This window comes from Acinetobacter sp. NyZ410 (assembly GCF_022828975.1).
GTDB lineage: Bacteria > Pseudomonadota > Gammaproteobacteria > Pseudomonadales > Moraxellaceae > Acinetobacter > Acinetobacter guillouiae.
The window spans coordinates 2866044-2889205 of the sequence record NZ_CP094620.1 but is presented as its reverse complement, the minus strand read 5'-3'; the positions used below and the strand labels follow the sequence as shown (position 1 = coordinate 2889205).

The window sequence follows — 23162 nt, the reverse complement described above, 5'->3', positions numbered from 1 at the left end:
AAACATGTCTGACCAATACCAAGCATTTGCTAAATCTCCAATTGGTAAATTTGTCATAAAAAATTTAGGTTTACCATCACCAATCCAGCTAGACCGCTTTGAGTCAGCCACTCCTGTCGTTAAAGGTGCTGTATTATTTGGTGCAGCTCCAAAGAGTCATTTCGCTGGTGAAGTTGCGCAGGTTCTTAGTAATATTCACGCCAACACTTATGCAGGGAATAACGCAGAGTTACAACAAGCTGCGGCAAAATCTGGTTTGAATGTCGGCGCTTTTAATGAAGGCGATAAAGAATCAAAATTTAAAGCAGTGATATTTGATGCATCAGGGATTCAAAGTTCAGAACAATTACATGAACTACACAAGTTTTTTAATCCTGTTGCCCGTCAAATTGCAACATCAGGCCGTGTAATTATTATTGGTTTAACACCTGAAACTGCACCAACGATTAAGCAGGCGATTGCACAACGTGCATTAGAAGGGTTTGTTAAATCGGTTGGTAAAGAGTTTAAGAAAGGAATTGCTGCTGATCTTATTCTGGTTGATGCAGATGCTGCACAAAACTTGGAATCAAGTTTACGTTTTGCAATTTCTCCACGTTCAGCATACGTATCGGGTCAAGTGATTCGCGTATCTAAAGGTGATGTGATTGATATCGATTGGGCAAAACCGCTTGCAGGCAAAACTGCATTAGTAACAGGTGCAAGCCGTGGTATTGGTGAAGCGATTGCACATGTATTGGCACGTGATGGTGCACATGTAATTTGTTTAGATGTTCCACCACAACAAGCAGACCTAGACCGTGTTGCAAGTGAAATCGGTGGTTCTACACTTGCAATTGATATCACTGCTGCTGATGCTGGTGAAAAAATCAAAGCTGCGGCAGCTCAACAAGGTGGTTTAGATATCATCGTACATAATGCGGGTATTACACGTGACAAAACTTTGGCAAATATGAAGCCAGAGATGTGGGATCTGGTGATTAATATCAACTTATCTGCTGCTGAACGTATTAACGATTATTTATTGTCAAATGATGGTTTAAATGCAAATGGTCGTATTGTTTGCGTATCTTCAATTTCAGGTATTGCCGGTAACTTAGGTCAAACCAACTATGCTGCATCAAAAGCAGGTGTCATTGGCTTGGTGAAATTTACTGCACCTCTGTTAAAAAATGGTATTACTATTAATGCTGTAGCGCCAGGTTTCATTGAAACTCAAATGACCGCGGCAATTCCATTTGCAATCCGTGAAGCAGGTCGTCGTATGAACTCAATGAGTCAAGGTGGCTTACCTGTTGATGTTGCTGAAACAATTGCTTTATTTGCATCTTCAGCATCTACAGGATTAAATGGTAATGTTGTGCGTGTTTGTGGTCAAAGCTTATTGGGTGCATAATCACGCATAACTGAAGTCCTGTTTCGTTTAGGGGATTATGGCGAAGAGATTATTTGTGTATTTAAATAACACTCTCGCTGGCTTTCTCTTCAACGAAATCAGGATGTTTAAGCTGTATCATCCGTTAATTTCCAACTGAAATGTTGGATTTTTTAAATGTTGAATAAGAATTAATTTTTCAAAGGTCCAGTATGAATACTCGCCATTTTAGTCAACTTCCTAAGCCATATTTAGCTTATCCAAAAGTGATTCAGGGTTTAATTTTTAAAAAGCCAAAAGGTGAAAAAGTTCTACCGCAAGTTGAATATGTGGTTGATTCATTCAAAATTGATCCAAATCATTTAAAAGCATATAACGAAGTGTGTGGTTTTAAAAATAATGGGTATATTCCCGCGATTTATTTAGCTGTTTTATCGCAAAGTTTACAAATGCATATGATGACCTTTGAAGCATTTCCTTTTGCAATCTTAGGCTTGGTGCATATTCGCAATCAAATTAAGCAAACACGTAAAATTGGGGTCAATGAACAGCTGACTTTATCTTGTCAATTTGGTGAGTTAAAGCCCCATGATAAAGGGGTTCAGTTCGATTTCATCACAACAGCCAAAGTTGGCGGTGACGTGGTCATGCAAGGATTAACCACCTATCTAGCACGTCAAAAGACCGATGGTTCAGTTACAGAAAAACCAAAAGATAAAAAAGAACCAGATTATCAAGTTCAGGCGGTTTGGGAAGTTTCTGAAAATACTGGTCGTCGTTATGCTATGACATCAGGCGACTTTAACTTGATTCATATCCATGCATTAACCGCAAAAGCATTTGGTTTTAAACAAGCGATTGCTCATGGGATGTGGAGCAAGGCTCGCGTTCTCGCTGGGCTCAACTTACCAGAAGCTTATGAAGCCGATGTATTGTTTAAATTGCCGATGTATTTACCTTCAACAGTAGAATTTTTAACTGCACAAGATGGTACAACAACTGACTTTTTGATTCGTAATCAAAAATCACAAAAACCTCATGTTTCTGGTGTGGTTAACGCTTTATAAGATAAAATATAAAGCCTGAGTCGAGATGATTCAGGCTTTTTTAATTAAAAAAGTTATGATTAAAAAAATAGGATAGGGCAATGAGCAGTTTAACGGACATTATTTTTGCGAGTACGAAAAATTATCAGGGCTATGTGGATGAGCGTTTTCAAGATCTCGCTGTTCAATTTAGTCGTTTGCAGGATGGTCGTAGCGAAAATGGTGGTGCTGCTTTAACTGTTTATTTTCAAAATGAAAAAGTTGTCGATATATATACGGGTAAAAAATCAAAAACTGAGCAATGGGATGAGCAAACTTTGTCAGTGTGTTATTCCACAGGGAAAGGTGTACTGGCAACACTCGCGCATATTTTGGTGAGTGAAGGTTTCTTAGACTACGATACGCCTATAGTCAATTTTTGGCCTGAATTTGCTCAAAATGGTAAAGAGAATATGACACTGCGTCATCTTTTAAGTCATCAAAGTGGCTTATACGATATTCGCAATATTATTGCTGGTGCCGTTGAAATGGCAGATTGGCAGCATATGCTCAAGGTCATGGAGCAGGCCACACCTCGTTTTGCTGTAGGAACTGATATTGCATATCAGGCATTAACATTTGGCTGGTTGGTGGGTGGTGTTTTAGAGAAAGCAACGCAACAATCTTTAACACAGTTAATGCAGAAGTATTTGATTGAACCCCTACAACTTGATGGTGCCTATTTTGGTGTGCCTGAATCTGAGCTAAATCGTGTGGCGCGTTTAATTCAAAAAGCAGCACCTGTACAAAAAACAGAAACAAAATCCAGTAAGAGCAAAGCCAAGAAGCATCATAAAACGTCTTTTTCCGATAAATTGGTTGAATTAACTGGACAAAATCCGCAAGATTTTTTAGATGCTATGGTACCGAAAGGGATGCGTGATTTTAGTTTCTTTAGTGACCAAGGGCTTCAAGCAATTATTCCAGCGGCCAATGGTGTATTTAGCGCCAATAGTCTTGCAAAAGTTTATGCCATGATGGCAAATAAAGGGGTTTGGGAAGGAAAAGTTTTCATTCGCCCTGAAATATTTGCAGAGTTAAGTCAAATCCAATCGATTAAACGAGATCGCGTGATGCCAATTCCTATGAAATGGCGTTTAGGCTACCACCGTGTGATTAGTATGGGTAAACGTGCCAAGCAAGGCTTTGGTCATATTGGATATAATGGTTCTGGGGCGTGGTGTGATCCACAACGAGAGCTTAGTTTTGCCTATACTCATAATTTTGCCATTGGTTCAATCACCGGTGATTATCGTCTTTGGGGGTTGACCCAAGAAACATTGCGTTGCGCCGACGGTTTACTTAAGGGAAGTAAAGGCTGGTTCTAAATATTAAGATCAAAGCGATTGAAATTTTATAGAAGATCAGATGGCTGAGTCTTATAGTGCAAAAGAATTAAAAATAAGGACTTTAAACAGCGGTATATAGATTTATCAATATTTTCTTAGGCAAATAACTCCATTTTTAGAATGGTTTCGACATGATGTTTAAATGAGTGTTGGTTTAGACCTTTTAAGCCAAGTTGATAGATTCCTTCTAAACCACAAACAAAAGCAATCAGCCGCCAAGCAATGTCTTGGCTGCTGCTGGCTGTAGCAATTTTAAATTCTTGTTGGCTGACGCCATGTTCAATCGCAGTAACCAAAGCAACATGCCATTGTTCCATCGTAATATTATAAGCTTTTTTAATTTCAGGATCTTGGTCGATTAAAATCTCAGCTTCATTCCAGAGTCGTAAATAGGGTTGAGTTAGTTCAATATTTTCAAAGCCTAGCAAGAGAGATAAACGCTCAAAACTACTGTCGGTTTTAATTTGATCTTCTACTTCATTGAGTTGATCCATTAATTCAATAAAAACTTCGGCCTTTAAATGCGAACTTGATTCAAAGTGATGATGTACTTGTCCTGTTGAAACTTGTGCTTCTGCGGCAATACGGCGCACAGTTAATCCATTCAATCCATCTTGTAATGCAACACGCTTTGCTGCATCCAAAATCATATTACGACGTTGTTCTCGGTTTAAATAGTTCATCACTTTTAATACAACAAAATTTACAAAACAAATATTAAACAAAGTTGGACGTTTGTTCAAGTCTGGTTATAATGATGAAACTTGAACAAGTGTCCAACTTTAATTAGGTGTGTTATGTACCGCAATTGGGTGATTTTGGCAATCATCGTTTTAATTTATTTACCGGTTTCAATTGATGCAACGGTTTTGCATGTTGCCATCCCAACATTGAGTGCTGCCTTATCACTATCCAGTAATGAAATGCTCTGGGTGATAGATATCTATTCACTGATCATGGCAGGTTTGATTTTACCCATGGGGGCATTGGGGGATCGTATTGGTTTTAAACGGCTGATGCTGATTGGTGCTGGTATTTTTGGAGTGGCTTCTCTCATGGCTGCTTTTGCGAGTTCAGCCTATATGTTGATTGCTGCCCGAGCATTTCTTGGTGTAGGCGCTGCCATGATTTTACCTGCAACCTTGGCAGGTGTTCGCAATACCTTTTTAGATGAAAAACAACGTAATTATGCTTTAGGTATTTGGGGAACTGTCGGTGGTGGTGGAGCCGCTTTTGGTCCACTTTTGGGTGGTTTTATTCTGGAACATTTTTCATGGGGAACCGTGTTTCTGATTAATGTGCCAATTATTATTTTGGTCTTGGTATTGACCACATGGCTGGTGCCAAAGCAAGCAGTACAAACCAAACAACCTTTAAATCTATTACAAGCGCTCATTTTGGTCACTGCAATCTTAATGCTGATTTATTCGATTAAGACCTCTATCTATGCGTTTAGCCTAGGGATGATTTTGATTTTTGTGCTTGGATTGGGATTGTTAGTGGGATTTATCCGCCATCAATTGAAAACAACCCAACCGATGATCGATTTTAGTCTGTTTAAGAATCCTGTGATCTCAACCAGTATTGTGATGGCAATGGTGGCTATGATTGCATTAGTTGGTTTTGAGCTACTGCTTTCACAAGAGTTACAGTTTGTGTATGGATATAGCCCATTGGAAGCAGGTTTGTTTATTTTACCCTTTATGATTGCAATTAGTATTGGTGGACCCTTTACCAGTATTTTAATGAATCACTATGGTTTAAGACCTGTAGCAACTGTTGGGATGCTGATGTGTGCCTTATGTTTCTTTGGTTTGGCCATGACCAATTTTGATGTTGATTATATTCAAGCTTGGGTGTGGATGGTGCTGATGGGGATCAGTGTTGAAATCGCGTTATTATCTTCCACAGCAGCTATTATGTCTGCTGTACCTCCACAAAAAGCAACGGCTGCTGGTGCAATCGAAGGCATGGCATATGAGTTAGGTGCAGGTCTTGGGATTGCGATTTTTGGACTATTGCTATCTATATTTTATGCGCATTCGATTATCTTACCTGATCATTTACCGCTGAATATCGCAGCTCAAGCAAGTTCTTCTATTGGTGAGGCATTATTGCTGAGCAAACAATTAGAACCTGCATTGATGCAACAGGTAAAACAAGCTGCTTTTGAAGCGTTTATTCATTCGCATAGTAAAGTCTTGGGTATTTCGGGTCTGATGTTCCTAGTTTTATCTGTATTTGTTTGGCGTGCTTTACCAGCAAAGAAACAGATCGCTGTCTAGAATATTGCACATAATTTAAATTATGCGCTTATTTTTTATATTTGGATTTTACAGTGTGAAAAAATGAGTTTGATGTACCGATTGAAAAACTTTAGCAAGCTCAAATTGTGATTTAATCAACACTGCCACGGCAGTGTTTTTTTTAGTAAATTTGCTAGTGTATATTTTTAAATCTATTTAAGAGATAGATAAACTTTATATTGTACAGGTGTTGTGTTAAAAACAATCAATAATATTTTTGACTTTAATTAAATGATTAAAAAAGAATTATCAATTACAGAGTTATTTGGAGTATTGTCTGTCGTAGCATTAAGTATATCTGTCTTTTCAAATGCTTTTTTCTACTATTCCTTAGATGCAGTGTGGGTAATGTCTATTTTATCGCCTACCTTCTATATTTTTGAAATATTAAAAGTTTTGCTTTTGATGTCTGGAGTTATTGTTTTAGTTATTTTTTTAATGGAAACATTCAAATGGTTAATTAAGAAATCATTCAATTTTAGACAGAAAAAACGCTTTAAACTATCAACAGACCCAGATCAAACGGATAATACTTATCAAGCAATTATTCAACAGGATAATTCATTCCACTTTTGGCAAACCATTTTTGTTATTGCTATTGCTTCAATAATTGTTTTTTTATTAACAACATTTGGCCTTATCAGTATCACTTCAATGTTTTGGAATTGTGTCCTAATTGGGCTTACATTCGGGATATTTACAAATAAAGAAATAAAAAAAGATAATGAAATCAAATTATTTATTCTGATCGTATTTGTTGCTTTAACGACTTGTTTCTCAGCGCAAATAAAGCTGAACAATCTTGAACAATTGCCAATGGCTAAATTAAAAGATGAGAAAAATAGTACGGGTTGGTACATTTTGGATGCAAGCCAAGATAAGCTAATTTTACTTAAACACGATTCAAAAAAGGTGATTAGAATAGCAAAACTCGAAGAAATTGATCGAATTATCTCTAATAAAAAATAACTCTACAGTTCTTCATTCACTAATCAGCAAAAAAACAGTATCCTTAGACCTGTAACTAGGAGCTTCCATGTATCAGGTACTTGCACGTAAATATCGCCCACGTAACTTTAATGAATTGGTCGGACAGAATCACGTTTCACGTGCACTGACCAGTGCTTTAGATCGTGGACGTTTACACCATGCCTATTTATTTACTGGAACACGCGGGGTGGGGAAAACCACGATTGCTCGAATTTTAGCGAAATGTTTAAATTGTGAAACAGGGGTAACTTCTACACCTTGTGAAGTTTGTGCAACCTGTAAGGCGGTAAATGAAGGGCGCTTTATTGACCTTATTGAAATCGATGCGGCATCACGGACAAAAGTTGAAGACACACGTGAGTTGCTGGATAATGTGCCTTATGCACCGACCCAAGGGCGATTTAAGGTATATTTGATCGATGAGGTACATATGCTTTCGACGCATTCATTTAATGCGTTATTGAAAACATTAGAAGAACCGCCTGAACATGTAAAATTTTTATTTGCCACAACAGATCCACAAAAATTACCAATTACGGTGATTTCGCGTTGCTTGCAATTTACATTACGTCCATTGGCTGTAGATGAAATTACCCATCACCTTACAGATATTTTAAATAAAGAAGAAATTTCATCAGAGCAAGATGCGATTTGGCAAATTGCTGAATCTGCCCAAGGTTCATTACGTGATGCATTGTCTTTAACTGACCAAGCAATTGCCTATGGTCAAGGTGCAATTCATCATCAAGATGTCAAAGAAATGCTGGGTTTGATTGATAGAACCATCATTTATGATTTGATCTTGGCAATTCACCAAAACGAAAATGCACGTGTCAGCCAATTATTACTACAATTTAGGCAACAGGCTTTAGATGTTTCATTGGTTTTAGATCAGTTTATTTCGACTTTGCATGAGTTGGCAATGTTGCAATATTTGCCTGATTTAAGTCTAAAATACAGTGCTGAAATTAATCAAAAAATTATGCAGTTATCAAAAATTGTCTCTGCACAAGATTTACAGCTTTATTATCAAATTGCCAGTAAAGGTAGAGCGGAGCTACAACTTGCAGTAACACAAGAGCAAGGCTTTGAAATGACAGTATTGCGTTTACTGGCATTTAGACCGATGCAAAGCAATGAAATTGTAGTCTCTCAAGCTCAACAACCACAAAACAATCAGAATATCGATCAAGTTGTTATTTCACAGCAACCGCAACAAGCACACATTCAGCAAGAGCAAATTCAGCAAGAGCCAGCTCATCAACAGCAGGCTCAGCAAGTGCCTGTTGAAAAAAACAGTGAACAACAAAATGCTACTTTGAATGTGAGTTCACAACCAGAAACTGACGCGCCAGTAGCGGAGACACAGCAAGCGCAGGTTGAGGTCAATTCGCAGCGTGTAGTGAGTGATTTAGATCCAGCTTTTGACCAAGTTGAAGATCAGCAAACTCAACAGCAAAGTGTTGACCATGAACCGAGCAGTGATGACTATTTAGATGACTTTACTGAGGAAGTACAACAAAGCGCTGTGGTTGAAGCAACGGCTCATAATAGTCAAGGTGTTGAAGCGCAGCCGCCAATTGTTCAAGAGAAAATTGACGTAGAAGATGCAGAACCAAGTTTAACCTTGTTTGGTGCTGAGTTGAGTCAACCGAAAAATACCACGTCTCCGTCTAGTCCAAATCAAGATGTATTCTTTTTAGCACCTGAAAATCAGGATCAAAATGTTGAAATTGATTTGGTTGAGCCTATTCATTCTCAAACAGATACTCCAGCTCAAGTTTCTAATATTATCCCTGAAATAGAACGTGGATCTTGTTCTGAGGAACAAACGCCACAACAAATACTTGCCTTAAAATTACAGGTCTTAGAAGGTGAGTGGACAGTTGATAAATGGGAGTATTGGTTTAGAAATAGCTCACTTTCTCCAGCTGTTCAAGAACTTGCACAGCATGGGTTAATGACTGGGGATGTGGATGGTCAATCTATTTTTCAAATTTCACAAAAATATGAAAAATTACTGAACCAAGCACAACATGATCTTGAGGCGAAATTAAAACAGCAATGGCCGAGTACTTTGTTTACGGTGCAATATGGTGAAGTTGAATCGACCACACCTTATATGATGCAAAACGAGCGTAAGCTTCGAGCTTATGATCGTGCCAGTGAAATGCTTCAAAAAGAGCCTTTGGTCAAAAGCTTAATTGAAGCATTGGATGGAAAGTTGGAAAATATTCAGCTTAAAGCCTAATTTTAAAAAACATCTAGATTAAATAACGTTTTAAACAAGCTCAATTTCACTGGAATTGGGCTTGTTTTTATTCCACTGTATTTTGCCGAAATTTAGGCAATATTCACAATCCTTTTCTGCCTGTGCCAAGGTAAATCATTTTAAAATCTCATCAGGTTCTCAATTTATATAAGAATTTTAATTCAAATTATAATGATCAATCTGGCATTTATAGGCGTTGTTATGCTGAAAATCACTTGTTTTAAATATTTTTATGGTTATAATTGCGGCAACTTTAATTAGCGGAGACCCTAAGTGGCAAATTGTTCATCGAGGCGCTGTAGTTTATATACAGCCATTATTCGTATCTGAGCAAGAGTGCACTGCCTTTAGGAGAGCTGTCTTGCAATGAGACAGTTATAATCTGATTTTAAACTACATCCCCATTTTGACGTGAAACAGCTCAATTTTGACTTTAATCAGTTCAATTTTGGCTTGTTTTTGTGCGCACTTAGATTCATACCGCCTCAGCAATGAGGATTACGGATGGTAATCAATCAACTTTGTATGATAGAAACAGTACTGATTACGGGCTGCTTTTTATTACTTATTATTCATAAATCAGCATATGCCGATCCTGTATTAATCACAGATGATGCAAGTGTTGCTGATCTATATACTTGCCATTTTGAAAGTAATATAAACTTTTATAAACATCAGGAGGTTAATTCCAGTTTTTCTCCAGTATGTGGCATTGCCAAAAATTTGGAATTAAGTTTTCAACTGGATGATCATGTTCAAAATAAGAATCGTCATGATGTGATATCAGGTCAATTCAAACGTAATTTGAAAGCAGTGGAGTCAAATAGTTGGGGCGCTGCCGCATCCTTAACAATAAGCCGAAATATGTATGGTGATGACCACACTAGTTGGAAAGTGAATCTCCCCGTAACTTATTTATTACTGGATGATCGGTTATTTTTAAATGGCAATATCTCCTATGAACATCAGGGCAATACTCAGTATGTTTTAGCTGCAATTTCAAGTAATTATTGGATCAATGCTAAAACTTCGCTCAGTGCAGAAATCTTTAATCAAGATCATCAGTCTGTATTTTTTCAAACCGCATTTGGTTATGAGTTGATTCAAGATTTTGTCAGGGTCCAAGTGGCTTATGCAGATCGATTTGACCACCATCATGATCGCTGGTTTGGGCTGGGAGCTGAGTTTCTCACCAATTTTAAGCTCATAAAAAAATCATCTAATTCAATTCCTGTTCAATAGGAAGAAGTCTTTATTGCCAAAAAAGGAGAACATTATGCTTCATAATCTATGGCAACGTTTATTTTCTAATTTCATCAAAAAATATCATATTCAACACTTATTTGAACGTCATCGTTCATTTAAAGAATTACATCAAGCCAGTTATGCCAGTGAAATTAGTAAAAAGCTTTCACAAAGTTTGATCAATGCTTCCTATGTAGCTTCAGACCAATTGCTCAATCATTTAAATACAACAGAGCAAGGCTTGTCAGCAAAGCAGGTTGAACAGCGACAAGAACAATTTGGATTAAATGAGCTTGCGCATGAAAAACCACTGCCGTGGTGGAAGCATCTTTGGTATGCCTATCGTAATCCATTTAATATTTTACTTACCATTTTGGCTTTGGTGGCTTTCTTTACCGACGATATAGAAGGCACAATCATTATTACAACCATGGTTGTACTTTCTACGGTACTGCGCTATTGGCAAGAATTTAAGTCAAATAAAGCAGCCGCTGCATTAAAAGCAATGGTAAGTAATACGGCTACTGTGATTCGTCAAGTTGATTGGGATGATCCAGACCTTGAAACCTTGCAATATGACCTAGATCAAGGATCTCAACAGGTTGAACTTGCGATCCAAGATTTGGTTCCTGGTGACATCATTTTACTATCTGCTGGAGATATGATCCCTGCGGATTGTCGAATTATTTTTGCAAAAGATCTGTTTGTTTCACAAGCGTCGATGACAGGTGAATCTATTCCTGTAGAAAAGTTTGCTGATCAAAAAGATCACACCCTGCAAAATGCATTGGAACTGGAAAATATTGTTTTTATGGGAACCAATATTGTGTCTGGTTCTGCAAAAGCGGTGGTGGTGAATACTGGGACACAAACCTATTTTGGCGCATTGGCACACCGAGTATCCCATGCAGATCGTGCAACGACCTCATTTCAAATGGGGGTAAATAAAGTCAGTTGGTTATTGATTCGATTTATGTTGATCATGGCGCCAGTTGTATTATTTATCAATGGCTTTACCAAAGGCGATTGGAGTGAAGCATTGCTGTTTGCTTTATCTGTAGCTGTGGGTTTAACACCTGAAATGTTACCGATGATCGTGACCTCAACATTGGCCAAAGGTGCAGTATTTTTATCTCGTAAAAAAGTTATCGTTAAACGTTTAGATGCGATTCAAAATTTTGGCGCAATGGATGTTTTATGCACTGATAAAACAGGTACCTTGACTGAAGATAAAATTTGTTTATCACAACATGTCGATGTAAATGGTAAGACATCACAACGTGTACTGGTACAGGCTTACTTAAATAGCTATTACCAAAGAGGGCTGAAAAATTTACTGGATGCTGCAATTTTGGACCATGCAGCACAAGACTTACAGGATCTAAATTTTAAATTTAAAAAGCTTGATGAAGTACCGTTTGATTTTGTGCGTCGACGTATGTCAGTAGTAGTCAGAACCTTACAGGGTAACGCACGTATTATCACTAAAGGTGCGGCAGAGGAAATGCTGAAAGTCTGTTCGCACGTAGAGATAAATGACAAGATTGAGTTATTAACGCCAGCCCATCTTGAGGCGATTCAAGAAAAAATACGTCAATTTAATCTTGAGGGTTTACGTGTTATTGCCATCGCGTATCGAGATTTTAGTGGTAGATCAGATGACTTTTCTGTCGCAGATGAAAGTAATTTGATTTTAACTGGATATCTGACTTTCTTGGATCCTCCTAAAAAATCTGCTGCACCTGCTTTAGCTCAATTGGCAGCGCATGGCGTCAATGTCAAAGTGCTTACCGGTGATAATGAGTTTGTTACGCAAAAGGTCTGCAAAGAACTTGGTCTGGACTGTGAACATGTTCTTTTGGGTGGGCATGTTGAGAACATGACTGATGAAGAACTAAAATTTGCCGTTGAATATACACAGGTATTTGCCAAGTTAAGTCCTGTTCACAAAGAACGTATTGTGATGCAGCTGAAAGAGAATGGACATGTGGTTGGATTCCTAGGCGATGGAATCAATGATGCGGCTGCGATACGCAGTGCTGATATTGGAATTTCGGTTGATACAGCAGTGGATATAGCCAAAGAGTCAGCAGATTTAATTTTACTTGAAAAAAGTTTAATGGTGCTTGAAGAAGGCGTGCTAGAGGGACGACGTACATTTGCCAATATGTTGAAATATATCAAAATGACGGCAAGTTCAAATTTTGGTAATGTTTTTTCGGTATTAGTAGCTAGTGCTTTTATTCCGTTTTTACCAATGCTACCGATTCATTTGCTGGTACAGAACTTACTTTATGATGTATCACAAATCGCCATTCCATTTGACAATGTTGATGATGAGTTGATTGAAAAACCGCAAAGCTGGAAACCAAATGAAATTGGACGTTTTATGATTTTCTTTGGGCCACTCAGTTCGATCTTTGACATTTTGACCTTTGCTCTGATGTGGTTTGTATTTCATGCAAATTCACCAGAACAGCAAACCTTGTTTCAATCCGGTTGGTTTGTCGTAGGATTATTAACACAAACGATTATTGTGCATATGATTCGTACAGAAAAAATACCATTTATTCAAAGTCGTGCGGCAATGCCTTTGATGGTCATGACTTTGGTCATTGTGGCTGCTGGTATTTTCTTACCAATGGGGTCTTTTGCTGAGTACTTAAAATTACAAGCTTTACCATTAACTTATTTCTTATTTTTACCTTTCATCTTGCTTGGCTACATGCTGGTTGTGCAACTGATGAAAAAAATTTACATCCGTCGTTACGGGTGGTAATGGAGAACTCCAATGCAACTCCAATTCATGCAACATCTAGAATTAGCGAATATGCTAGATACCTTGATTAGTTTACTTGGCGCTTTTATTTTAGGGGGGTTGATCGGGTTTGAGCGACAGTATAGGCAGCGTACAGCAGGTTTAAGAACCAATGTATTAGTCGCACTTGGCGCTGCTATATTTGTTGATATTGCCAATAACTTAACAGGTGCTGATGGTTCAGTACGGGTGATTGCTTATGTAGTTTCTGGCATTGGATTTCTTGGCGCAGGGGTAATCATGCGCCAAGAAGGGAATATTCAAGGGCTCAATACTGCTGCAACCTTGTGGTGTTCTGCTGCTGTCGGTGCTGCGGCAGGTTGTGACCGTTTGGTGGAAGCAATATTAGCGACGATATTTATTTTGGCAGCCAATACTTTATTACGTCCTATTGGGCATATTATCGACCGTAAACCTTTAAATGTTGATTCGGAAATGCAACATGAAATTTATGTGGTTTGTCAAAAAGAGCACAGTAAATATGTCATGGATGAGCTGAATAAAGCTTTAAAGCGTTATCATTTTCCAGCCAAAGATTTTGATGTAGAACCGTTTGGTGAACAAGATGTGGAAATTAAGGCGATTTTGATTGCGAATTCCGTTGAGGAAAAAGAAATTCAGCCAATTATTGAAATGTTAAATCAAATGCCTGAAGTGAGTCAGGCTTTTTGGGATCAAAATACCTTGGCTTAAAATGATGTTTATTTTTAGGGTGTCGGAGCTAAATAGTCTTAAGTGTCAATTTTTTAGGCTTAAACTATATAACGTGAGTTCGACTTAACTATATCTTTAACTTATTGAAAAGCAAGGATCTTGACGGAGTCTTGCTGAACTGTCATTCAATTTCAGGATCAGCCTGCGGCTCGCCCTACTTTTGTTTCGGCAAAAGTAGGCAAAACCATTGTCATCCGCAAAACTCGTCGACGACCAGAAACGCATTCAATGAATCGCAGAAACAATACTTTAAGAATGAAGTCCTGCCTCAGACAGTTGCGGATGACGTTTCCGCGTATCATATTTCATCAAAAACTTATATCGAACTCAGGTTGTATAGTCTTGCAAAGCATCTCGCATTTTTTGTGGAATCGGGGTGCTTTTCTTTGTCTCACGTTCGACAAATACATGTACAAATTGACCTTGTGCTGAAGCTTGAGTTTTACCTTGTTTGAAAATAGCCAGATCATAGCTCAGTGATGAATTACCAATTTTTGCAATGGCGACCCCAACCTCAATAATTTCTGGATAGGTGAGTTCTTCGAGAAAATGACATGAAGAATTTACCACCAAGCCAATGATGGGTGAATGGTGTATATCAAAGTCTGTTTTTTGGATCAGGAGCGCATTTGCCGCAGTGTCAAAATAACTATAATAAGTCACATTATTCACATGACCATAAATATCGTTGTCTGCCCAACGTGTTTGGATAGGGAAGATAAAGGAATATTGGGTACGTAATTTTATTTCTGGTTTCATTTGGATTATTCATTCAAATAGATAAAAAATTAACAGCGCTTTTTCGTGATCAATCACCAAGTCAATGCTTTTCAAGATTTTATAAACAAGTAACTTTATAGATGAATTTTGCACTTGTTTACAAGTGTTTTAGTTAAACATTTATAATCAAGTGTATGCAATAAAAAAGCTCATTAAGTCTAACCTAATGAGCTTTTGCAATTTAGAACTGATTCAGTCTAAATTGATTAGAAACGATAACCAAGACCTAAATAAGTCACGATTGGTTTAATCTCAATGCTGCTTTGGCCTGAAATTAAAGTAGTTTGTCCAGCTGGCGTTGTACCATTAACATTTAATTTTGCTTTTGTTGTTAAATGCGCATATGAAACAGAAGCAGTTGCATACCAATTTTTGTTGATATTGAAATCTGCGCCAAGGATTGCAACAGGTGCAAACGCGTCATCAACTTTAACTTTACCTAGTTCTGGATTGTATCGACCAAGTAAAGGATTGGCTTTTAATGCATCATTGATTGCTGAATCAGTCTCAACATTTGAGAAATGAGCATACATCAAGCCTGCACCTACATAAGGACGGATCTTGTTGTTGATTGAACCAAAGTGATAACGACCAGAAAGCGTTGGTGTATAAGCATCTGTTGTTGCAGCTTTATCAAATTTATTTAGATCAACGACAGTAACACCATGAACTTTAATGCTACCTTTACCAGCAAGCTCCATTTCAGGAGGAGCGCCTAAAGTTAATTCAAGCGAAACATTGTCATTGACAAAATAATCAAGCATTAAGCCTGCGGTATCCGCATTTTGTACCTTAAAGCCTGCATCTGGGTTATTGGCTTGTATATTCGCCAATGGACCTAAATAAGGACTATTACCAGTTTTACCATTTACGCCTTGTCCTTTACTTTGAGGCATAACATGTAACCAACCAGCAGAAACACCAAAAGTTTTACCATCTGAAGTTGCTGCGTGAGAAACGTTGCTTAATCCAAATGCTGCTAATGGCAGAATTGCTAATGTAAGTTTTTTCATAGAATCATTTTCCAATACTAGTTGTCTTAATTTTCCGATTAAGATCTGTCGCGATTTTAGAGTAATTATTTTAAAAATTAAATAAAAATTAAATAAAAACTAATTACTAGCTAGTCATAAAATAAACGTTTAATGGGTTAATGGTTTGATAATTAATCATTTTTAAATAAAATCTTTAAAAAAACTTTAAGTTCGATTGATTAAAAAATATAACAAAACGAGGCAATAAGATGGTTTTTTTCATATTTTGAGAATAATCAAGTTTAATTTTAATGCTGTATTTTTACAAGATTATAAATTTTGTTCAAAATTTAGGTCGATTTGATCTGATGCAGGCCGCATATTTCAAACACAAATTATAGGTCATATGATAGATATTTTGATACTTTTAAATAAAACACTCAGCGAGTATGTCTCAATTGTACTCCATGTTTATTCAAGATTATTCATAAATTAAAAAATGATCATGTGGTGTGAGTCATATTGGTATTGAAAGTGCCTTCTCCTACTGGACATAGGTATCTACACAATTAAATCTATTTAAGTTAAATTGGAGAGCATGCTCTCCAATTTAACATTCCACACCTAGATAACCGATTAGTTAAACGCTACGGACGTCTTGTAAAACTTAATATGAATCCACTTGCTTCATTAGCCCCAGCGCTTAAAGATATTGCCTCTACCCAAAAGACTAGCTTTGCTACAACCCAAGCAGTTTGGCGTTTCTTAAATAACGAAAACGTTTCATTTCAACAACTCAATCAGCCTCTTCAAAAACTTGCGTTTGAACAAATCGCTCTATCGAATCACCACTATGCCTTAGTTGCTCATGATTGGTCTCAACTACAATATTTCAAACATAACAACAAGTTAAATAGATTCAAAAGAACACATGCAAGTGACAAAGGCTATGAATTACAAAGCAGTTTATTAATTGATGCTGAAACGGGTTTACCCATTGCACCATTAGATCAAACTTTATGTGATGCTACTGGACGTTATTCAACATTTACTGATGGGCATAAAATAAAAGAAACCCATTTAAACGCACTATGTGAACAAATCGAACATATTGAGTCTTTACCAATAGAAAAGAAACTCGTACATATTATTGATCGTGAAGGAGATTCAATTGCTCATCTTAGATTATTGAATCAACAAGAACATTTATTTCTTATTCGAGGTAAAGAAGGAAATCGTGTTGAATATCAAGGAGAAGATGTTAAGTTAAGGGAAGTGTCAGATCAAATACCAACTACACAAACCCATACAATTCAATATAAAGGGAATTGCGAACAACTCTATGTTGGTGAAACTCAAATCAGTATTACACGTAATGCAAGACCAATGCAGAAAGACGAAACGGGAAAAAGAGTTCCACCACAAAAGGGAAAGTCATTAACCGTTCGACTGATTGTAGTTGAAGTTAAAAATAAGCAAGGAAAATCACTTTCTCGTTGGAGCTTATTAAGTAATGTATCATCAGAAATACCAAGTATAGAATTGGCAACTTGGTATTACTGGCGTTGGAAAATAGAAAACTATTTTAAGTTGTTAAAACAGGCGGGCCATGACATTGAGTCATGGCTACAAACAACTCCGCAAGCGATATTAAGACGACTGTTAATTGCAAGTATGGCATGTGTATTAACTTGGCGAATACAGCGAGAAAATGATGAGAAAAATTCAAGAGTTAGAGTCTTTCTAACACGTCTATCAGGAAGGCAACAAAAAAGAGGAACAAGGGAAAGTGCACCTGCAATTTTGGCTGGTCTGTCAATATTACTGAATACACTACAATTATTATCTGAACATTCGGTGGATGACCTTAAGCTGATTGCTGAAATTGCATTAGAATCTCTACAAAAAGATGTGTAGATACCAATGCCTACTGGAGGAAGGCTAGGATGAGGGCGCTTTTATATTGATTTATGCTTTTAAAAAGGACCTATGAAAGAAGTCTATTTAAAAGTGCATTCAATAAATCAATGCATGATCAATGTTGATAAATTTTAATAAATCGCCTGATAAATTTTTAATGCATCTGCGTGGAGTAGAGGCCTTGGATTATTTTGTAAAAGACGGGTTTGTAGCATTGCATCGGATGCCAATCTATCGAGTTGCTGCTCGTGTACATTTAAATCGCGCAATTTCAAAGTCAAACCACTGTGATCTAAGTGTCTCTGCATATGATCAATAAATAAGTCACATAAGCCTTCTGTACTGCCTTTACTATAAGGATCAAGCCATTGCATTAACTCTGCATAAAGTGCTTTTGCATCAGGCGCATTGAATTTTAACACCTCCAATAAAACTAAAGCATTAGTATGTCCATGTGATAAATGAAAATGACCACCTAAGGGGTATGCTAAAGCGTGTACAGCACCTACAGGAGCGTTGGCAAAAGCCTGCCCTGCAAGCATAGAGCCAACCAGCATATTTTGACGAGCTGCTAAATTTGTACCATCCGCCAAGACCAATTTTAAATTTTTATTTAAAAGTTTAAGGGCTTGTTTAGCAAGCATGTCTGCATAAAAATTCTTTTTAATTTTAGAGGTATAGGCTTCAATGGCATGCACCATCGCATCTATGCCTGTTGCTGCTGTGATATGTGCAGGTAGGCCTGAGGTAAATGTTGCGTCTAGAATTGCCACATCGGCATATAAAATGGGGGAAACGATACCTGTTTTGGTGGTTTCACCTGTAGTGACAATTGAAATGGGGGTGACTTCAGAGCCTGTGCCCGCTGTGGTTGGAATAAGAATTAAAGGAAGGCGAGGGCCTTTGACATTATTGACCCCATAGATTTCCTGAATACTTTGTGATTGCTTTGGATTTGCCAATATCGCGATGAGTTTGGCAACATCCATAGAGCTACCACCACCAAAGCCAATCACCACATCTACTTGATTGTCTTTGGCGAATTGAACTGCCGATAAAACAATCTGCTCTGCTGGGTCTGCCTGTACATCGGCATAAATTTCATAGTCTAAATTGCATTGCGCTAAAATTTTTAATAGCGGCAAATGCAGTGCATGTTGAATCATGCCTGCATCTGTCACGATTAATGCTTTGTGGTATTGATTGCCTAATACTGTGCTGAGTTCTTGGATTGATCCTAAACCTGAAATAATATTGGCTACAGTTTGGAATTGAAAATGACTCATATGTATTATCCTTAATCTATCATCACAAATTAAACATTATTGTTTTAAGGTTCTATAGGATTCGCCTGCTAAATAACTTAACATAAGACTTTATAAAAGAAATGATCATTTGAGGTTGTTATGTCATCCAAAATGCCATACAAAGTTTTATGTGTGTGCTTAGGAAATATTTGTCGTTCACCCACAGCAGAGGTGGTTTTACGACACTATTGTGATGAAAAACGATTAAATGTAGTTGTGGATTCCGCTGGAACGAGCAATTATCATCCAAATAAATCACCCGATAGTCGCAGTCAAAAACATGCAATAAAAAGAGGCTATGATCTTTCTGGATTACGTGCTAGACAATTAAAAATACAAGACTTTTTAGAGTTTGATTTGATTCTTGCCATGGATCATCAGAATTTTGCGGATATCCAGCATGTGTATAACCAAGCCAGCAGCCAATTTGGTCTTGCTCAAATCAAAGCTAAAATTGCTTTAATGAGTGAGCATGATCGTGTTTATCCACAACAGGCGCTTCCAGATCCTTATTATGGTGAAGCTGATGGATTTGAACGTGTACTTGATCAGTGTGAATCAAGCAGTTTGGCTTGGGTACATGTGTTTCAACAACAGTTTTAATGCAAGTGATTGAAATATTTTTAGGAAATAAATTTAAGTTATGAATATTGAATCACAGGTTCAGCTCAAACCCTTTAATACATTGAGTTTGAACTCGATTGCATCACATTATGTCAAAATACAATCTATCGTAGATCTTCAACAAGCGTTGCAGTTTTCTAAAGCACACGATTTAAACGTTTTACTGCTTTCAGGGGGCAGCAATATGATGCTGCCTGAGCATATTCATGCGCTTGTAGTTGCTATAGATATACACGGTATTGAATTTTTAAGTGAAGATGCCGAAAGTAAAACAATCAAAGTGGGTGCAGGGCAAGTTTGGCATGACTTTGTATTATGGACGACAGCGCAACAACTTTATGGTTTACAGAACTTGGCTTTGATTCCGGGCTTAGTCGGCGCATCGCCTGTGCAAAATATTGGCGCGTATGGTGTTGAAGTCGGTGAATTTATTCAATCTGTAGAAGTCTACGATCGTCAATCAGCACAGACACTTTCAATTCAAGCACAAGATTGCCATTTTTCTTATCGACACAGTATTTTTAAAGATGATCCAGATCGTTATGTGATTACCCATGTAATTTTTAAATTACTTAAACATGCTGATTTAAAAGTAAATTATGGGGATTTAAAAGATGCAATGATGGATGATATGAGTGCTGAAAACTTACAAAAGCAAGTGATTCATATTCGTCAAAGTAAACTCCCAGACCCAAAAGAATATCCAAACGTGGGAAGTTTCTTTAAAAATCCGATTATTAAGCAACAAGAGTTTTCACAATTAATTGCAAAATTCCCTAATATTCCACATTATCCTCAAGCAGGGAATCACGTTAAAATTGCAGCGGGTTGGTTGATTGATCAATCAGGTTGGAAAGGTAAACAGCTTAATCAAGTGGGAATGTTTCATAAACAAGCGTTGGTATTGGTGAATTATGCCGATGCAACATTGACAGATGTACGCGCAACATATCAGGCAGTACAAAAAGATGTTTTTGAGAAGTTTGGTGTGCACTTAGAGCCTGAACCTGTGCTTTATAATGAACTAGGGTTAATCGAAAACCATTAAATTGAGTAAATATATGGTCAAACCGCATTGGATGGTCAGATTTCTACGAATAATTGCCATATTATTTGTATTATTCGGCTGTTTGGTCGTTTTTTGGTACACGCCATTTTATTCGACAATGATGGTTAAAATCCTGAATAGCATTGTTCCAGTTGAAGTGAATCAGGTGGCAGCAAAGAGCCAGCAAAATGCTGCACTTTCGGAGGCTGAAAACTTAGAACCTGGTTCTGACTTATGGATTGCTCGACAAGCCTATCTTAAGTTGATGGATGAAGCGATTAAGAGTAAAAATGCTCAGGATTTAATGTTACTTCAGTTACGATATAAAGCCTTGCAGGAAAAAATTGCTGAAGATCAAAAAAATGATGATGAAGAACAAAACAAACCGGTAATTCCATTGGTGTCTGAACATGCTGCATCAGAGGTTGTTGAGAATCAATCGAACGATGTGGTTAAAAACTTATTGGATTTAAATAGTGAAGACAATAAGGCTTTAATGGATGAATATTTAACATTCTTAAAAAAACATAAAATTGATGAAAAATTACTTCAAGAAAATTCACACACATTGGTAAATGAATTGTCAAGTTCACAAGTACAAGAAGATCTTGAAAGTTTGCCTACCAAAACCAGTGAACAACCGAAGCCAATCAGTCAACCTTATGCAATTGTAGTCTTGGGCGGTGGTTTAACTTTAGATAAAAATCAAAAAGACATTATTGTGAATGACTATACCAAACTAAGACTTGAAACAACCTTAGCCTTAGAAGAGAAAGTTAAACTTCCTATTGTGCTGAGTGGTGTAGAAGCACCCTATATGCAAAAATGGTTATCTGAGCGCGGTGTACAAGCAAAACTATTAGAAAATAGAAGCATGAACACCTGTGAAAATACACGCTTCAGCTCATTGCTTTTACAGAAGAAAGGTGGTGCACCTACAGTCTTATTAATTACCGATCGTTACCATATGCCAAGAACGCGTCGTTTATTTGCATTAAATGGGATCGAAACAATTCCTGTCAATGCACCCATGCCAACTCAATTAACAGCATGGCAGCCTAGCAAACAAAATTATGATCATAGTCGTAGAGCCAATTATGAAACTTTAGCAACAATCCGAGATATGTTGTTTGGTTCGAGTGGCTGTAGAGAGGTGCCTTAATGGCAGATATTCCATTTTTAAATCCAACAATTCTAAAGCAACTTGACTTACCTATACCAAGTCGAGATACAACACCACAACTATTAGAAGCCTTAAACTTAAATCGTGAATATATTCCAAATAAAGAAATAAAATCTTATCAACGTCTTTATGGCTTTGATCAACTGGACTGTGTGCAATGGCAAGGTTTTATTGATATGCCGTTGTTTAAACTACACGTGCAAGTATTTAAACCCAATATAGATAAAATAAAAGGCACTGTATGTTTGTTGCATGGCTATTTAGAACATAGTGGTATTTACCAACCAATTGTGAAAGAAATCCTTGAACAAGGGTTTAGTGTGATTACTTATGATTTGCCTGGGCATGGACTGAGTAATGGTTCGCCTGCAAATATTCAAAATTTTGACCATTACCAACAAGTGTTACATGCGGTCTATCAATATGTAAAAAATGCAGAGCAGCTTCCTAAGCCGTGGTTGGGAGTAGGGCAAAGTACAGGTGGTGCAATTTGGATGCATCATTTACTTAAGTATGCACAAAAACGTGAAAATCCAATTGTGGATCGGGTGTTACTGCTTTCACCATTGGTCCGACCTGCAAAAACAGCGTGGTGGCATAATTCTATTGGTCTAGGAATTATTCGCAGAATTAAAAGAGAAGTCCCTCGGCACTTTAAAAGAAATAATCACAATCCTGAGTTTTTAAGATTTGTACGCCTTAAAGACCCGTTACAACCTCGAATGATGGGAATGGATTGGATTTTGGCAATGTCAAAGTGGATGCTGGAAATGGAAGCCTATCCAAAGTGCCGCATTCCGGTTTGGTTGGCACAAGGTGCACAAGACCAAACTGTAGACTGGAAATATAATATTGATTTTGTACGTCGACAATTTAGATTACAGACCTTATTGATTCTTGAAGAAGGCTCGCATCAATTGATTAATGAACGTGCTGATATACGTGCAGCATTAACAGGATTAATTCCTGCGTTTCTACATGCACAATCTTCTGGTGATTATTTTGAATAGATATAGGTTGCTTTTAAGCTGAATTTCTCAAAAATGCCTAAAAAATAGGTGAACTATGCGGTTTTTTGAATATTTAGATTAAAAAATAATCACACGATGCATTTTGTTGAAAATAGGGCTTGCGCTGGTTTAAAATCTGTATAGAATACGCAGCATCCCGAC

The 23162-nt window shown here is 37.3% G+C and carries 18 protein-coding genes; 14 read left to right on the top strand and 4 right to left on the bottom strand.

Annotated features, from left to right (window positions below):
- Nucleotides 1-4 precede the first annotated feature (4 nt).
- The 3 genes from MTO68_RS13615 (at nt 5) to MTO68_RS13605 (ending at nt 3788) form a co-directional block, all read left to right on the top strand.
- Complete coding sequence (locus MTO68_RS13615) at nt 5-1396, top strand: 3-oxoacyl-ACP reductase (protein ID WP_244012885.1); 1392 nt, start codon at nt 5-7, stop codon at nt 1394-1396.
- A 191-nt stretch (nt 1397-1587) separates the two neighbouring features.
- Complete coding sequence (locus MTO68_RS13610) at nt 1588-2442, top strand: MaoC/PaaZ C-terminal domain-containing protein (RefSeq protein ID WP_244012883.1); 855 nt, start codon at nt 1588-1590, stop codon at nt 2440-2442.
- Nucleotides 2443-2522: 80 nt separating this feature from the next.
- Nucleotides 2523-3788 (top strand): serine hydrolase domain-containing protein, encoded by a 1266-nt coding sequence (locus MTO68_RS13605; RefSeq protein WP_244012881.1) that lies wholly within the window; start codon nt 2523-2525, stop codon nt 3786-3788.
- 116 nt (nt 3789-3904) lie between these two features.
- On the opposite strand, the gene MTO68_RS13600 is transcribed toward MTO68_RS13605, so the two are convergent.
- Entirely contained in the window at nt 3905-4492 is a 588-nt protein-coding gene (locus MTO68_RS13600) for a TetR family transcriptional regulator (RefSeq protein WP_244012879.1), read from the bottom strand.
- A 114-nt stretch (nt 4493-4606) separates the two neighbouring features.
- On the opposite strand from MTO68_RS13600, the gene MTO68_RS13595 reads away from it, so the two are divergent.
- The 6 genes from MTO68_RS13595 (at nt 4607) to MTO68_RS13570 (ending at nt 14133) form a co-directional block, all read left to right on the top strand.
- Nucleotides 4607-6094, top strand: a complete 1488-nt coding sequence (locus MTO68_RS13595; RefSeq protein WP_244012877.1) for an MFS transporter — start codon at nt 4607-4609, stop codon at nt 6092-6094.
- Nucleotides 6095-6346: 252 nt separating this feature from the next.
- Complete coding sequence (locus MTO68_RS13590; protein WP_244012875.1) at nt 6347-7084, top strand: hypothetical protein; 738 nt, start codon at nt 6347-6349, stop codon at nt 7082-7084.
- Nucleotides 7085-7151: 67 nt separating this feature from the next.
- Nucleotides 7152-9356 (top strand): DNA polymerase III subunit gamma/tau, encoded by a 2205-nt coding sequence (dnaX, locus tag MTO68_RS13585; RefSeq protein ID WP_244012873.1) that lies wholly within the window; start codon nt 7152-7154, stop codon nt 9354-9356.
- A 525-nt stretch (nt 9357-9881) separates the two neighbouring features.
- The gene (locus tag MTO68_RS13580; protein ID WP_244012871.1) at nt 9882-10619 is read left to right on the top strand and encodes a hypothetical protein; all 738 of its coding nucleotides are present in this window, start codon (nt 9882-9884) and stop codon (nt 10617-10619) included.
- A 34-nt stretch (nt 10620-10653) separates the two neighbouring features.
- Nucleotides 10654-13401, top strand: a complete 2748-nt coding sequence (gene mgtA / locus MTO68_RS13575; RefSeq protein ID WP_244012869.1) for a magnesium-translocating P-type ATPase — start codon at nt 10654-10656, stop codon at nt 13399-13401.
- A gap of 12 nt (nt 13402-13413) precedes the next feature.
- Complete coding sequence (locus MTO68_RS13570) at nt 13414-14133, top strand: MgtC/SapB family protein (protein ID WP_004719550.1); 720 nt, start codon at nt 13414-13416, stop codon at nt 14131-14133.
- A 348-nt stretch (nt 14134-14481) separates the two neighbouring features.
- On the opposite strand, the gene MTO68_RS13565 is transcribed toward MTO68_RS13570, so the two are convergent.
- On the bottom strand, nt 14482-14913 hold the full coding sequence (locus MTO68_RS13565) for a thioesterase family protein (RefSeq protein WP_244012867.1): 432 nt from the start codon (nt 14911-14913) through the stop codon (nt 14482-14484).
- A 227-nt stretch (nt 14914-15140) separates the two neighbouring features.
- Nucleotides 15141-15947 (bottom strand): OmpW family outer membrane protein, encoded by an 807-nt coding sequence (locus tag MTO68_RS13560; RefSeq protein WP_244012865.1) that lies wholly within the window; start codon nt 15945-15947, stop codon nt 15141-15143.
- Between the two features lie 633 nt (nt 15948-16580).
- Here MTO68_RS13560 and MTO68_RS13555 point away from each other — a divergent pair.
- Nucleotides 16581-17825 (top strand): transposase, encoded by a 1245-nt coding sequence (locus tag MTO68_RS13555; protein ID WP_244012863.1) that lies wholly within the window; start codon nt 16581-16583, stop codon nt 17823-17825.
- Nucleotides 17826-17959: 134 nt separating this feature from the next.
- Here the strand turns inward: MTO68_RS13555 and MTO68_RS13550 are convergent, their stop codons facing one another.
- Nucleotides 17960-19114, bottom strand: coding sequence for an iron-containing alcohol dehydrogenase (locus MTO68_RS13550; protein ID WP_004822263.1), 1155 nt, complete (start codon nt 19112-19114; stop codon nt 17960-17962).
- A gap of 120 nt (nt 19115-19234) precedes the next feature.
- Here MTO68_RS13550 and MTO68_RS13545 point away from each other — a divergent pair, with 120 nt between their 5' ends.
- The 4 genes from MTO68_RS13545 to MTO68_RS13530 are packed head-to-tail and all read left to right on the top strand — an operon-like array spanning nt 19235 to nt 23000.
- On the top strand, nt 19235-19738 hold the full coding sequence (locus MTO68_RS13545) for a low molecular weight protein-tyrosine-phosphatase (protein ID WP_004822261.1): 504 nt from the start codon (nt 19235-19237) through the stop codon (nt 19736-19738).
- 40 nt (nt 19739-19778) lie between these two features.
- Complete coding sequence (gene murB / locus MTO68_RS13540) at nt 19779-20807, top strand: UDP-N-acetylmuramate dehydrogenase (RefSeq protein ID WP_239045442.1); 1029 nt, start codon at nt 19779-19781, stop codon at nt 20805-20807.
- 13 nt (nt 20808-20820) lie between these two features.
- Nucleotides 20821-21969, top strand: a complete 1149-nt coding sequence (locus MTO68_RS13535) for a YdcF family protein (protein ID WP_244012861.1) — start codon at nt 20821-20823, stop codon at nt 21967-21969.
- Nucleotides 21969-23000, top strand: a complete 1032-nt coding sequence (locus MTO68_RS13530; RefSeq protein ID WP_244012859.1) for an alpha/beta hydrolase — start codon at nt 21969-21971, stop codon at nt 22998-23000. Before MTO68_RS13535 ends, MTO68_RS13530 begins: the two co-directional genes overlap by 1 nt.
- Nucleotides 23001-23162: the final 162 nt, after the last annotated feature.